Origin of the sequence: Agrobacterium tumefaciens, from assembly GCF_005221385.1 — a bacterium.
GTDB lineage: Bacteria > Pseudomonadota > Alphaproteobacteria > Rhizobiales > Rhizobiaceae > Agrobacterium > Agrobacterium tomkonis.
The window spans coordinates 1,123,822-1,138,085 of sequence record NZ_CP039904.1 but is presented as its reverse complement, the minus strand read 5'-3'; the positions used below and the strand labels follow the sequence as shown (position 1 = coordinate 1,138,085).

Annotated in this window: 12 protein-coding genes; 10 read left to right on the top strand and 2 right to left on the bottom strand. The window is 60.1% G+C overall.

Annotated elements, in window-relative coordinates:
* The first annotated feature begins 3 nt into the window (after positions 1 to 3).
* The gene (locus tag CFBP6623_RS20410) at positions 4 to 483 is read left to right on the top strand and encodes a cupredoxin domain-containing protein (RefSeq protein WP_046801994.1); all 480 of its coding nucleotides are present in this window, start codon (positions 4 to 6) and stop codon (positions 481 to 483) included.
* A gap of 20 nt (positions 484 to 503) precedes the next feature.
* Positions 504 to 788, top strand: a complete 285-nt coding sequence (locus CFBP6623_RS20405) for a copper-binding protein (protein ID WP_046801993.1) — start codon at positions 504 to 506, stop codon at positions 786 to 788.
* Positions 789 to 867: 79 nt separating this feature from the next.
* Here CFBP6623_RS20405 and CFBP6623_RS20400 read toward each other — a convergent pair whose 3' ends face one another.
* Positions 868 to 2,388: an MFS transporter gene (locus CFBP6623_RS20400; RefSeq protein ID WP_046801992.1), complete on the bottom strand. Its 1,521-nt coding sequence runs from the start codon at positions 2,386 to 2,388 to the stop codon at positions 868 to 870.
* A 133-nt stretch (positions 2,389 to 2,521) separates the two neighbouring features.
* On the opposite strand from CFBP6623_RS20400, the gene CFBP6623_RS20395 reads away from it, so the two are divergent.
* The 8 genes from CFBP6623_RS20395 (at position 2,522) to CFBP6623_RS20360 (ending at position 11,440) form a co-directional block, all read left to right on the top strand.
* Entirely contained in the window at positions 2,522 to 3,376 is an 855-nt protein-coding gene (locus tag CFBP6623_RS20395) for a LysR family transcriptional regulator (RefSeq protein WP_046801991.1), read from the top strand.
* A 253-nt stretch (positions 3,377 to 3,629) separates the two neighbouring features.
* Entirely contained in the window at positions 3,630 to 5,168 is a 1,539-nt protein-coding gene (locus CFBP6623_RS20390) for an FAD-dependent monooxygenase (RefSeq protein ID WP_080842878.1), read from the top strand.
* A 92-nt stretch (positions 5,169 to 5,260) separates the two neighbouring features.
* Positions 5,261 to 6,373 (top strand): PspA/IM30 family protein, encoded by a 1,113-nt coding sequence (locus tag CFBP6623_RS20385; RefSeq protein WP_046802002.1) that lies wholly within the window; start codon positions 5,261 to 5,263, stop codon positions 6,371 to 6,373.
* Positions 6,373 to 7,011, top strand: a complete 639-nt coding sequence (locus CFBP6623_RS20380; protein ID WP_046801989.1) for an OB-fold-containig protein — start codon at positions 6,373 to 6,375, stop codon at positions 7,009 to 7,011. Before CFBP6623_RS20385 ends, CFBP6623_RS20380 begins: the two co-directional genes overlap by 1 nt.
* A gap of 28 nt (positions 7,012 to 7,039) precedes the next feature.
* On the top strand, positions 7,040 to 8,731 hold the full coding sequence (locus tag CFBP6623_RS20375; protein ID WP_046801988.1) for a flotillin family protein: 1,692 nt from the start codon (positions 7,040 to 7,042) through the stop codon (positions 8,729 to 8,731).
* Between the two features lie 335 nt (positions 8,732 to 9,066).
* Positions 9,067 to 10,218 (top strand): calcium:proton antiporter, encoded by a 1,152-nt coding sequence (locus tag CFBP6623_RS20370; protein WP_046801987.1) that lies wholly within the window; start codon positions 9,067 to 9,069, stop codon positions 10,216 to 10,218.
* 53 nt (positions 10,219 to 10,271) lie between these two features.
* Positions 10,272 to 10,595, top strand: coding sequence for a hypothetical protein (locus tag CFBP6623_RS20365; RefSeq protein ID WP_137002566.1), 324 nt, complete (start codon positions 10,272 to 10,274; stop codon positions 10,593 to 10,595).
* A 98-nt stretch (positions 10,596 to 10,693) separates the two neighbouring features.
* Positions 10,694 to 11,440 carry a F0F1 ATP synthase subunit A gene (locus CFBP6623_RS20360; RefSeq protein ID WP_046801986.1) on the top strand — a complete coding sequence of 249 codons (747 nt, stop codon included), beginning with the start codon at positions 10,694 to 10,696 and terminating at the stop codon, positions 11,438 to 11,440.
* Positions 11,441 to 11,495: 55 nt separating this feature from the next.
* On the opposite strand, the gene acnA is transcribed toward CFBP6623_RS20360, so the two are convergent.
* Positions 11,496 to 14,111 (bottom strand): aconitate hydratase AcnA, encoded by a 2,616-nt coding sequence (gene acnA / locus CFBP6623_RS20355; RefSeq protein WP_046802001.1) that lies wholly within the window; start codon positions 14,109 to 14,111, stop codon positions 11,496 to 11,498.
* Positions 14,112 to 14,264 lie beyond the last annotated feature (153 nt).

Below are 14,264 nucleotides of genomic sequence, written 5' to 3'. Positions count from 1 at the left end.
ATCATGAACACTGCAATTCTTGGCCTTGTGCTGGCAGCACTTGCGACCCCCGCTCTGGCGGCCGGTAGCCATGCCGGCGGACACAGCGAGGCCATGGCAGTCGGCGAGCCCGGCGATGCCACGAAAGTCACCCAGACCATCCGCGTCAGCATGAAAGAAACGGCGGATGGCAAGATGATCTTCACGCCTAACAACTTCAAGGTCCGCAAGGACCAGACCATCCGCTTCACCGTCAAGAACGAAGGCGAGCTCGATCATGAATTCGTTCTCGATGAAGAAGCAAAGGTCATGGAACACAAGGGGCTGATGGAAAAATTCCCCGAGATGGAACATGCCGATCCAAACGCCATCCGTCTGGCGCCCGGCAAGACGGGAGAAATTGTCTGGAGGTTCACCAATGACGGCGTCTTCAAGGTCGCCTGCCTTGTACCCGGACACTACGACGCCGGCATGCACGGCGATGTCACCGTTGCCAAGAAATAAGCAAACAAGGAAACCGACCCATGAAAACAATCATCAACACCACACTCGCCGCAGCCCTCTTTCTCGCCTCTGCCGCCGGCGCCTTCGCGCAGGAATTCACCGCCGGCACGGTGAAGAAACTCGATACCAAGGCCAAAAAGGTCACGCTTATCCATGAGGAACTGAAAAACCTGGACATGCCGGCAATGACCATGGTCTTCGAGGTCAAGGACGAAGCCATGCTGGCGAAATTGCAGGAAGGCGCGAAAGTGCAATTCGTCGCCGAGCGGGTGAATGGCAAATTGACCGTGACACAGCTGAAATAACAGCGGCAGAACCTGCAAGGACCAGCGCGCACCCCTATCGGCAAACCGGTGGGGGTGCGCCTCATTCGCCTGCGGCGCCCTAATCGGAGGCGGGTTTTCGCACCGGGCCGAAGACCAGGAAGCTGATGGCGGCAAGCAGCCAGACACTGATACCGGCATAAAGCATGACCAGACCGAAGCCATCCGCCAGCGCCTGATGGACGAGCACTTCGGGAACGTCCTGCGCCGAGAATCCGGCAGTTCCCGCCGCAACCTTTTCAGCGAGCAATTGCAATGTGTTCACATCCATATCGAGCGTCAGGTTTGCCTGAAGCGAAGAGCGCACGCCCTCAACCAGAATGAAGCCCATGATCGGAATATTGATGGCGAGCGAGATCATGCGCGCACTCATATCGATGCCCGACGCCATGCCGGAACGCGCCGGCGGCACCGCACCCGTGGTCGTGTTGGTGACCGGCGTGTTGGTCAAGCCAAGCCCGATGCCCGAAAGAATGCAGCCGGGCAGCATGGTAAGCCAGTTCGCATTTTCGATGCCGCTGCCCAATTTCATCAGCATGAAACCGAGACCGATGGTGAACAGCCCGGCCGGTATGACAATGCGAGGCTGATAACGCAGGGACAGACGCTCCGCCAGCGGCGGCATCACCAACGCCGGCAGCGTGTAGGCAAGCAGGCCAAGACCGGCGGCGACGCTGTCATAACCGAGACCCGCCTGAAACCAGATCGGCAGATAGATCATGAAGGGCCAGAAACTGATGTTCATCGCCGCCGAGCCGATGATGGCTCCGGAAAACGGCCGGATTCGGAACACGGAAAAATCGAACATCGGCCTTGGTGTGAGCTTTTCCACGATGAGAAAAGCGATGAAGCTCGCGACGGACCCCGCAAGGATCAATAGCGCCGCCTGGCTGGCAAAGCCGAGTTCAGGGCCTTGTGTGATGAAAAAGGCAAGGAGAAACACGGCCAGCGACAGCGTGGCGATACCGGCAAGATCAAGACGTGTCGCTTCCGGATCAAGCGATTCTCTCACGCCGCCCACTGCGAGCAGCAAGGTGCCCGCGCTGAGCGCCACGTGAACGAGGAACACCCATTCCCAGCTCCACAGCGCGACGATGGCCCCGCCGATAATCGGGCCAAACCCCAGCCCTACGCCGGAAATGATGCCCCACCAGCCGAACGCCATGCCACGCTCACTGGCCGTGCGGAACTGGTATGACAGGATGGCAATCTGGCACACCAGCATCGCACCGCCGCTCAGTCCCTGAAGGAAACGCGCCGCAATCAGCACCATCACATTTTCCGTCACTCCGCAGGCAAGGGACGAAAGTGCAAAAGCGACAATGCTGGCAATGAAGACGCGCTTGCGGCCAAAGCGGTCTGCCAGCGCACCTGTCGCCATCAACACCACCGTCACGCCGATCGTGTAAGCATTCATGATCCATTGAAGCTGCCGGAAATCCGCATGCAGCATCTGTTCGAGTGTCGGCAGGATCGCCGGAACGCTGGAAATCTCCAGTCCGAACATCAGGGCGGAGAGACAAACGGCAGCGAGCGCCATGGCGCTTCTGCTGCCGGCGGGTGCGGTAACGGCAAGGGTCATTCTTCAGCCTTTCATGGAGCGGATCGCAACAGCGAAATCCGGTCTGCGGAACCGGACGCAAACTAACCAAAGCTTGACCATAACTGAATTGGATGATTGGCTATTTCAGAGACAACAAATTGGAATTATTGATATGCGCACACTGGATGTGGATGCCGTCGAGGCTTTTGTCACCATTGCCGATCTGCAAAGCTTCACCCGCGCTGCCGAAGCTCTGGGAACCACGCAGGGTGCCATCAGCGTCAAGCTGAAGCGGCTGGAAGACCGGCTGGGCCAACGGCTGCTTGAGCGTACGCCCCGGTCCGTGCGGCTGTCGGCGCAAGGTGCGGTGTTTCTGGCGCCCGCCCGCGAATTCCTTGCCGCGCATGATCGTGCCCTCGCCGGCCTTTCATTCCAGCGCCGCCGTTTTGGCCTTGGCATTGCCGCCCATGTTGCGGGGCCGGAGGTGCCAAACCTTCTGGCGCGGCTCAATGCCCATGATCCGGGACTGACGATCGAAGTGCGCATGGACAATTCCCGTGTGCTGCTGGACGCCTTCGACCGTGGCGAAATCGACGCCGCAATTATCCGGCGCGAAGACGACCGACGCGACGGCGAGGTGCTGGGGCCGGAGCATTTCGGCTGGTACGCCGCTCCGCAATTCGAACACCGTCAGGGCGAACCCCTGCGGCTGGCCGCGCTTTCACCCGCCTGCGGTGTGCGCAACATTGCCGCCCGCGCGCTGGATTCGGCCGCCATTGCCTGGACGGAGGTGTTTCTTGGCGGCACCTCGTCGATGGTTACGGCCGCGGTCTCCGCCGGCCTTGCCATTTCCGCCTTTTCCTGCCGTCTTGCACCGCCCGGCACGGTCGAGGTTAGCCAGCGCTTCGGCCTGCCGTCGCTGCCCTCCACCGAGGTCGTGATGTTCTCCACCCTCACCGACAGCAGATCCCGCGAGGCGTTGCGCACACTTGCCGCCGCATTCCGGGAACATCGGCCCGGGTCCTGAGGAATGAGGCTGCCGGATGGACGAAGCGCTGGATTTGCCTTGCCGACCGGCCGCTCCGGCGTTATGGAAGAAATGTCGAAAAAGGCACGACTTGGTGTGGTCTAGCCCAAGTCCTTTCGGAAACGAAAGCTCTGTCCATGCCCCGCGCATGAGTCCCACGACGAACAACGACGCTGTCAAGGCGTCAAATTGTTCGTCCGTGTGGTTCTCAAAACGATGAACTGCTCCGGTCGAACGACCAAAGGAGCATTTCATGTCAAATACCCCTCTGATTTACGATGTCGTGATTGCTGGCGCTGGTCCTGTGGGCCTGTTTCTCGCCTGTGAGCTGCGCCTTGCGAAGGTTTCGGTACTGGTGCTGGAGCGGGCCCACGATCCTTCGTCGCCGCTTAAGAAACTCCCCTTCGGCATGCGCGGTCTTTCCGTGCCCACCATCGAAAGTTTCCACCGCCGGGGCCTGCTCGAGGACATAACCAAAAATCTGCCGACAAGAGAACAGCCAAACGACAGCCACGGCTTGACCACACACTGGATGCAGCAGCGCCGCCGCCCGGGCGGCCATTTCGCCGGTATCCAGTTCTTCAACGACAATATCGATGCGTCGAAATGGACCTATCGCTTGCCGGATTCGACGCCGGTGACCATGGCCTCCAGCATGGAAGAGATCGAAGCCGTTCTGGAAAGACGTGCAACCGCGATGGGGGCCGAGATCAGACGCGGCGCTGGGGTTGAGAGCGTCCAGCAGTCGGATACGGGTGCGACCGTTTACGCCGGTGGGCAGATATTTCACGGAAGGTGGCTCGTTGGCTGCGATGGCGGCCGCAGCACAGTGCGCAAGGCGGGCGGCTTCGATTTCGTCGGCACCGATCCCGAATTTACCGGCTATTCCGTCGAGGTCGAAATGGCGGACCCGGAAAAACTCGCCCCGGGCCGTCACTACACACCAACCGGCATGTATACCTACCAAGAGCCCGGAACCATCGCGATGGTCGATTTCGACGGCGGCCGGTTTCACCGGACCAAGGCGATGACACCGGAGCATGTGCAGACTGTCCTGCGGCATGTCTCTGGCACCGACGTCACGGTCACAGGCCTCAGACTTGCAACGACATGGACGGATCGCGCCTATCAGGCCACGACCTATCGCAACGGCCGAATATTGCTGGCGGGCGATGCCGCACATATCCACTCCCCGCTTGGCGGCCAGGGGCTTAATCTCGGGCTGGGTGATGCGCTCAATCTTGGCTGGAAACTTGCAGCGGCAATCCGCGGGGATGCCCCGGCCGAATTGCTGGACACCTATACCAGCGAGCGACACCCGGTGGGAGCACAGATCCTCGACTGGTCGCGCGCGCAGGTCGCTCTCATGCGTCCAAGCCCGAGCACAAGGGCGCTGGAAACCATCATCCGCGACCTTATCGAGACCCGCGATGGCGCGACATATTTCGCCGAGCGTGTCTGGGGTATTTCCCTGCGCTATGAGCTTGGCGGCCAACATCCGCTTGTCGGCCGCAGCGTTCCGGATTTCGTACTGACCGATGGAAGGAAGATCGGCGAACTTCTGAGAGAAGGAAGAGCGCTGCTTTTGAACTTTGGCGTGGGTGCATCACTTGAAGCGCTTGCAGGTCGTTGGACCGGACGGATCGCTTATGTGGCGGCCAATGCCGTCGACCTGCTCGGATTAAGCGCCGCGCTGGTGCGTCCCGATGGCATTGTCGCCTGGGCCACGGGGTCAACTCCTGACAAGGAGGAACTCACGGAAGCCGCTAGCCGGTGGTTCGGTACGGCATAAACTACATCTGAAGCGGGAAATCAGCTTATGCAGGGTTGAAAAAACTGCCACCGCCCCTTGAAAGCACCAATGAAGTGCTTTATATATTTCACATGAGCACGAAACTTCTGTCCAACGTCGTTCTGGCACTCAATCTTTCAAGGGAAGATCGATCTTCCCTCGAAGAAACGCTTCTTGCCTATCGACGCGCGATGGCAATCCTCGATCAGACAGAAGGCGCCAACCTCGTGGCGCTGCATGCCGCAGCTTACGAAGAAATCAGGGTCAAGACAGGTCTCCCATCCCGCATGGTGACGCTGGCTTTGCGCGACCACAGCCAACGTGATCCGCAGGAGCCGGTGCGCGACATCCCGCTCGACAGCAAGCTGTTTTCGGTCAAAGGGCCTGACAGCCTTAGCATCGCCACCCTCTCGGGCCGGGTCGTCGTGCCCTACACGGTTCTTGGCTATCACGACGGCTGGAATGACTTTTCAGAAGCGCGCCTCGTTTTCGAGGGCGAAACCATCAGCATCCATGCCGGCATAAAAACCGGCTTCCAACCGAACAGGGAGGCTTCGATGAACAATGAAGGTATTCTTGGGCGACTCGGGCGTGTCATCGCCGGTGTCATGAACAACGCCGTCGATGCGGCGGAAGCGTCCAATCCCGTCGCAGTCGCACAGCAGGCCGTGCGGGAAATTGCCAAAATCGCCGAGGAAGCGCGAGCGGCGCTCGGCGTAGCGGTTGCCGCCGGCCATCGCCTCAAATCGAAGGCCGGCGATCTTGATGAAGAGATCAGCGACCTCGACGACAAGATCAGGATCGGGCTGGAAAACGGCCGCGAGGATCTGGCCCGCGCCGCAACCGGGTTGCAGATCGATCTGGAGGCACAGCGCGAAGCGCTGAACAAGGCGATCCTCGAGAATGCCGCCGAAATTGCCGAGGCGGAAACCACCTTGCGCAGCATCGCCTCTGCAAAGGCGGATGCGCAAAAGCGGCTCGAAGATGCCAAGCGTGCCGAACGCGCAGCACCTGCCAGTGTCGACGCCACCCCGTCCCAGCGCAATGACCGCCGTCTGGCCGAGGCGCTGGAAGCGATCGAAAGGGTGACCGGCACACCGGCAAAACCCAATACCGGCGCAGCCGAGGTGGAAGAGTTAGGCCGCATGCAGCGCCAGAGCGCCATTGAGGCGCGGCTCAAGGCTTTCCGGGAGGGCGAACGTTGATGGAGGGCATTGTCCAGCCCGGCACTGCCCCCTTCTGGATCGCCCTCTTGACGGTCGCCGGCCTCGGCATTGTCGAACTCGTCTCGGTCCTGCTCGGCGTGTCAGCCTCCGGTCTGCTGGACGACAGTTTCAGCTACCATGCGCCGGGCGATACCGAAGCGGGGCTGCTGGGAAGCTGGATGTCCTGGCTCAACGCCGGCGGCGTGCCGCTGCTTGTTCTCGCGGTCATTCTGCTTTCGGTTTTTGCCGTTACCGGTTTCTTCATTCAGGGGGTCGCTTCCACAATATTTCTCGGGCCCTTGCCGCTCCCTTTGGCCATGACCGGCGCGATTGCCGCAGCCATTCCGGCCACGCGGTCGCTCAGCCTTGCTGTTGCTAAGGTCATTCCACGCGATGAGACCAACGCGCTCGAGCAGGCCGACTTTCTGGGTCTCACAGGCGTCGTCACCATCGGGCCGCTTGACCAGGGCAAGCCCGGCACCGTGCGGGTCAAGGACCGGCATGACAATATTCACTTCCTGCGCGCACAGGCCGCATCCGGTCACACGATCGATACGGGTGCGCAGGTATTGATCGTCGATGGGGCGGATGGGCTTTTCCAGGCCATCCCCGCACCGCCGGATCTGAAAAATTCATAATAGCGGGCACAACAGGGGTTAATTCACCATGGACTTCTTTTCTTTGAGCCTGATTGCCGGTGCCATCGTCACGGCGATCGTCGTCATCGGTATCATCATGACATCGCTTTACACGCGCTCGACGCGCGACAAGGCCTATGTCAGAACCGGCCTTGGCGGCAAAAAAGTCGTACTCGACGGCGGCGCAATCATTCTGCCGATCTTCCACTCCTATTCCTGGGTCTCGCTCAGCACGTTGCGGCTGGAAGTGAAGAGATCCGAACATGAATCGCTGATCACCAAGGATCGCATGCGCGCCGATATCACCGCCGAATTTTACGTGCGTGTGAAGCCCGACGCCGAAAATATCGCGCTGGCCGCCCAGACACTCGGCGACCGGACAAATGATGCCGATGCGCTGAAATCCCTGGTCGAGGCGAAATTTGTCGACGGCCTGCGCTCGGTTGCGGCAACCATGTCGCTGCGCGACCTGCAGGAACAGCGCGCCGAATTCGTCAAATCCGTGCAGGCAGCCGTTGCGCATGACCTGCAGTCCAACGGTCTGGAACTGGAATCGGTATCGCTGACGCGGCTCGACCAGACCGATATCAAGCATTTCAACCCCAACAACACCTTCGATGCGGAAGGCCTGACGGCGCTGACACGGATCACCGAGGAGCGCAAACGCGAGCGCAACCAGATCGTCCGCGACAACGAGGTCGAAATCGCCACGAAGGACCGCGAAGCCGTGCTGCGTCGCCTGACCATCGAACGCGAACAGCGCGATGCCGAACTGACGCAGGAACGCGATATCGCCAACAAGACCGCAGAAACCAGGGCGGAGGCGGCACGCGCCGAACAGGCGGCACGCCTGAACGAGGAAACCGCCAAGCTCGATACCGAACGCGGCATTGCCGAGCGGGATGCGGAAGCCCGTCAGGCGCGCGAGACCGCCCGCATCGAGGCCGAGCGCGGCATCGCCGAGCGCGAGGCGGAAGCCCGCAAGATCACCGAAACCGCCCGGATCGAAGCCGCAATCGCCGTTGCCCAGAAGGTGGAGCAGGAACAGGCTGCGCGCGCCAAGGCTGATGAGGCAAAGGCAGCGGCCATCACCGCCGAAGAACAGGTGGCAACCGCCCGCGAAGTGGAAATCGCCGAACGCGCCAAGCGTATCGCCGTGATCGACGCCCGCAAGGCGGCCGAACAGGAAGCGACGGCGATCACCGTGAAGGCGGAAGCCGAACGTGAAGCTGCGGAAAACCTTGCCGCCGCCGCCAAGATCGGTGCCGAGGCCGAGGCGCAGGCCGCCAAAATCCGCGCCGAAGGCGTCATCGCGCTCGGTGATGCCGAGGCGCAGGCGGAGCGGGCGAAAAACGATGCACGCAATGCGCTTTCCGGCGACATCATCGAATTCGAACTTGCCCGCGCGCGGATCGCCATCATCCCCGAGGCGCTGGCCGAAGCGATGAAGCCGATCGAGAAGATTTCCGACATCCGCATCTTCAGCGCCGGAAACCTGGCCGGCGCGCTCGGTGGCGGCAGCGACGGACAAAACGGCAATGGCCTGGGTGATCTTTCAAGCCAGCTGCTGAGCTTCACCGCGCAGAAGCCGGTTCTCGATGAAATCCTCGCACAGGCCGGTTTCAAGGGAGCAGACCCGACACAGGCCCTCCTCGCAGCCTCGATCACGAATGGCACGGATCGGCCAACGTCGGAAAAGCAGCCACGCAAGGAGACATAAGAAGGTCTCGGCAGTCCTTCCGCAGAGCACTCCTCTCGGCAAGAACATCAAGCGCGGTCAATCTAAGATGGCCGCGCTTTTTTCTGTTCTATAAACACTCAGCGAGACCCGTCATACGCGCCGGAAATGCTGCGCATTAATCTTCCAAGCCGGGTATAAGCTGATGATGAGTGCAACGCCAATTGCGCCTATCATCAAGGCGATGGCCCGACTGCGGCATTGCTTTCAGGAGCCCTGCCATGCTATCGCTGACATCAACAGCTTGAAGGGCTTCGTTCGGGACGACCCGAATGCGACAGATTACCGGGGACGACCCCAGATAGAGGTCGCCTGCAATGTCTGACAAATCTCCACCCCTTCTCCGCACTCCCTGGCCGAAACTCGTCGTGGCCTGGCTGGTTGTCGCCGTTTTCCAACTGTCCGGCCAGTCATGGCTTTCGGCGGACATGACGCCAACCGTTGCCATCTCGTGCTTTCTCGTGCTCTTCGCCACAATCCTGATGGCGGCTTTCGGAGTCGTGAAGGAGGCCGATGAACTGGCCCATCAACTGGGTGAACCATACGGAACGCTCATTCTCACACTATCGATCGTTGCGATCGAAGTTATCCTGATTGCGGCGGTGATGCTGGGGCCGAACGAGGCGCCAACAATCGGAAGAGATTCCATATTCGCGGTGATGATGATCATCCTCAATCTCGTGACAGGTATCTGCCTTTTGGCGGGCGCAATGCGTTATGGCGAGCAGGAATATAATGCACCCGGCGCCGTTTCCTTCATTGCGATGACGGTCGTTCTGGCCGGCGTCGCGCTTCTGGTGCCGAACACGCTCCCCGCAGGCAATGGCACGTTTACCGCTCTCCAGGCCATCGTCATCTCCCTCCTGACCGTGATTGTCTACGGCAGTTTCCTCGCCCTCCAGATGGGCCGCTACCGCAGCCACTTCATGCAGCCCGCACCGGGCCGGATGTCAATCAGGCTGACAGAACCCGTCACGCGTCAGGCTCCAGACCATCCGACGGACGGTCATGCCCGCAAAAAGAACATCGTTCATTCGATGGTTCTGATCGGATTGATGCTGCCGATCGTACTGCTCGCACACGACCTTGCCATCGTCATTGACTACGGCGTTGCACAAGCCGGCGCCCCGGTGGCCGTTGGCGGCGTTCTTATTGCGATCATCGTCTTTACGCCCGAATCGATCACGGCCGTGAAGGCCGCATTGAACAACGAGACACAACGGGCAATCAATCTGTGCCTCGGCGCATTTGTTTCAACTGTCGGGCTCACGGTCCCGGCGGTCCTGACGGTCGGCCTCGTCACCGGCAAAACGGTGATTTTCGGAATTTCGCCCACCGAAACCATCCTGTTTACCCTGACGGTTGCACTGACAACCCTGACCTATCTGGGCAGGCGAACCTCGGCAGCGCAGGGATTGTTGCATCTGATGCTGTTCGCCATCTTTGGTCTCCTGTTGTTTACGGCCTGAGAAAACGGCACGCGGGACGGCCCGCGCGCTTCAAACCGAACGGGGACGGCCCCATGATCACGGGATTGATGATGTGGAACGCGCCCCGGATGCTCTATCGGGACATTTCAGAAACGGTCGCACAAAGTGCAAATCAACGCTCTCCAGGCTGGGTGACGCGAATTTCAGCGGCCTTGATCTTCGTTCTTGTCGCCAACCATCTGGTCCGGTTTTCCCGCGCCGATGCGTTTGCTGGAAAACGATTGTCACCTGCCACCGATTTGGCTAGAAAGCCCTGGCGCGGGACGACCCGTGCCTCGAAACGTTCCGGGGACGGCCCTGACTCTCAATCTTGGGATCAGAATGGCCGATATACCGAACACCCTCCCTATTTCTGACTTTCCACCACACGCACGGTCTTCCTGCGTCCGGCACAGCCGTGACCTCGAACACCCGCGCATTCCCGTCATTGTCGCAATTTACTGAAGGACCTGTCATGGCCGGCCCCATCGACCAATTCGAAGTCAAACCTCTCGTTGAAATTACAGTCGGGGATATCGACCTCAGCTTCACAAATGCTTCGGCATACATGTTTCTCACTGTCACACTGGCGAGTTCATTCCTGCTTCTGGCAACCGGCAAGGCCCGCCTCGTGCCCGGCCGCTGGCAATCGAGCGCGGAGCTGCTTTACCAGTTCGTTGCCAAGACCTTGCGTGACAATGCCGGCGAACAGGGAATGCGGTTCTTTCCCTTCGTGTTCTCGCTTTTCATGTTCATCCTGTTCGCAAACATGATCGGCATGTTTCCTTATGCCTTTACCGTAACGAGCCAGATCATCGTCACCTTCGGCCTCGCCATGATGGTGTTCGGCACCGTCACGCTCTATGGCCTGTTCAAACACGGCATTGGTTTTTTCGGCCTGTTCAAACCCGCTGGAATCCCGGCAATCCTGGCGCCGATCATCGTGCCGATTGAGATAATCTCCTATATTTCGCGCCCTGTCAGCCATTCCGTCCGCCTGTTTGCGGTCATGCTTGCGGGTCATATCACCCTGAAGGTCTTCGCAGGTTTTGTCGTCTCCCTCGCCAGCGTCAATGCGCTGGGGGTAATCGGCGCCATCGCGCCACTCTTCATGACGGTCGCCATCACGGCTCTGGAGTTCCTGATGGCCGGCATTCAGGCCTATGTATTCACCATGCTCACCTGTATGTATCTCAACGACGCGCTGCATCCGGGACATTAGAGTATCGGCGGCATGCCGAGCGTCCCTTGTCCGCAAGGGGCCGCAAAAAGGGACGTCAGGCGCGCTGACGTTCCCCGGAAGGCCGGTGCAGGCGTTCAAGGATCAGGGGCAGAACCCCGCCGGCACGCAAAATGGCGATTTCCGCCCGGGTTTCGATCGCCGCAGACGCCTCGAAAGAGATGGAAACCCCGTTGGGCCGCGTGATTGTCACGGGTATCGCGCAGCGGGGTGCGATCGACAGGACATCGGCATCCACGGTGATTGTGTCGCGGGCGGTCATTTCAAGCTGCGCGGGCTTCAGCCCTTCCGGAAGCCGCAACGGCAGGACACCCATGCCGATCAGGTTCCAGCGGTGAATGCGCTCGAAACTTGTCGCCAGAACCGCCCGAACACCCAGGAGCGCAACGCCTTTTGCGGCCCAGTCGCGGGAAGATCCCATTCCGTAACGCTCACCCGCCATAACGACAACGGATTTGCCTTCGGCTTCGTATCGCTGGGCAGCATCCCAGAGCGGAAGAATTTCCCCCGTTCCCGCATGGATGGTAGAACCCGCGGGAATGTCGGCCGCCAGAAGATTGCGCACGGTCTTGTTGGTGAAGAGACCACGGATCATGACTTCCCAGTTGCCGCGCCGTGAAGAAAAGACATTGAGATCAAGCGGATTCTCGCCGCGATCAATGAGATGCCGTCCCGCGTCGCCCGTCGCGGGAATGGCACCCGCGGGCGAGATATGGTCGGTCGTGATGTCGTCGCCGAGCACGAGCATAGGATGGGCTTCATAGGCGCCAAGCCTCGTTCCCTTGCCGAAGCCGGAAAAAGGCGGCCGGCGGATATAGGTCGATTTCTCATCCCAGGGGAAAAGCATCGTTGTGGGCGCGGGAAGCTCCCTCCACGCCTTGCTTGCCTCGGCCGCGTCATAGGCCGGCGCGAAATCCTCGACCCTGGACGCCATCTCCATGGCCGCATCGATCTCGGCACCGGTCGGCCAGATCATCGACAGCGTGACGGGAGTGCCACCGGCCGAAATGCCCAGGGGATCGTTCATGATATCGAGCTCAACCGTGCCGGCCAGAGCGAAAGCCACGACCATGGGTGGCGAGGCCAGAAAACCGGCTTCCAGCTGCGGATGAACCCGACCGGGGAAATTACGGTTGCCGGAAAGAACCGCGACAGGAAGAATGTCCCGCTCCGCCATTGCCATTGCAACCGGACTGGTGAGTGAACCGGAATTGCCGATACAGGTGGTGCAACCATAACCGACAATGCCAAAACCAACGGCCTCCAGATCGGTCATCAGTCCCGCACGCTGGAGGTAGCGCTCCGCCGTCGGCGAACCCGGAGCAGTCGAGGTTTTGACCCAATGCGGTGGGCGCAGACCGTAAACATTGGCTTTGCGGGCCAGGAGCCCTGCGGCGATCAGGAGCCGGGGGTCGGACGTGTTGGTGCAGCTGGTAATCGCCGCGATTGCGACGGCGCCGTCATTCGGCTCACCTTCCAGGGAAATCGTGCCGGCCTTCTTCATGGCGGAGATCGCATGGCGCGTTGCGCTGACCGGAATCCTGTCCTGAGGGCGGCACGGTCCGGCAAGGCTTGGCTCGACGCTCGAAAGGTCGAGATCAAGGGTTGCGGTGTAGCGGGGATTGGTATCGGGATCGAACCAGATTCCGACACGTCTGGCATAAGCCTCAACGAAGGCAGCGTGATCCGGCGTGCGCCCGGTCTTGAGCAGATAGTCGACAGACTGACGATCTATCGGGAAATAACCGCTATTTGCTCCGAATTCCGGCGTCATATTGGCGATGACCGCCCGGTCACCAGCCGTCAGACCGGAGACGCCCGGACCGTAAAACTCGACATATTTATCCTGCAGGTCGATCTGGCGCAGCAGATGCGTGATGACCAGCGCAAGATCCGTGGCAAGCACGCCCTCTTTAAGCGCTCCTGTCAGCCGGATACCAACGACGTCAGGCACGCGAAGGGCGACCGGCATGCCGAAAAACACGCTTTCTGCCTCCAGCCCGCCGACACCCCAGCCAAGCACCCCGATGCCATTGATCATCGGCGTATGGCTGTCCGTACCGATCAGTGTGTCCGGCATGGCCCACAATATCCCATTGCGCCGCTGCGAGGTCACAACGGTTGCCAGGCGCTCGAGATTGAGCGTGTGCATGATGCCCGTGCCGGGGGGGTGTGTCCGAAAATCGGCAAGCGTATTCGTCGCCCATTTCATGAAGCTATAGCGCTCCGCATTCCGCTCATATTCGCGCTCCATATTGCGAGTGAGCGCCGATGAGGTCGCAAACACATCCACGGCAACGGAATGGTCGGTCGAGACATCCACTGGAACAACCGGATTGAGCAGGGCGGGGTCGCCCCCGGCTTCTGCAAGCGCAGAGCGCATTCCGGCAATGTCGACCAAAGCCGGGCCGCAGGTCGTATCGTGCATCAGCACCCGGTTCGGCAGAAACGGAATTTCAACCTCGCTGCCACCGGTTTCAAGCCAGTCGATCATCGCCGCTTTCGCCCGTGCAGCGTCGTCTTCTCCGGTGCGAAGCACATTCTCCAGCAATATCCGATGAACATAAGGCATGCGCGCCAGACAGTCGCCCGCCTCTGCGGGAAGATCGATGATATCGTAGCTGACGCCGTTTATCTCGAATTTCGTTCGCATATTGTTGTGGTCGAGCGTCACGGCCATCCCCCGCAGGCGTTATCATTGCTTGCTTTGCAAGTCGCGATTTACATACATAATATAATCACAAAATGCAATTAGATCGATGATAAACAGATTGTCTTTTCACGCGGTGAAGGACACGAAACAGGC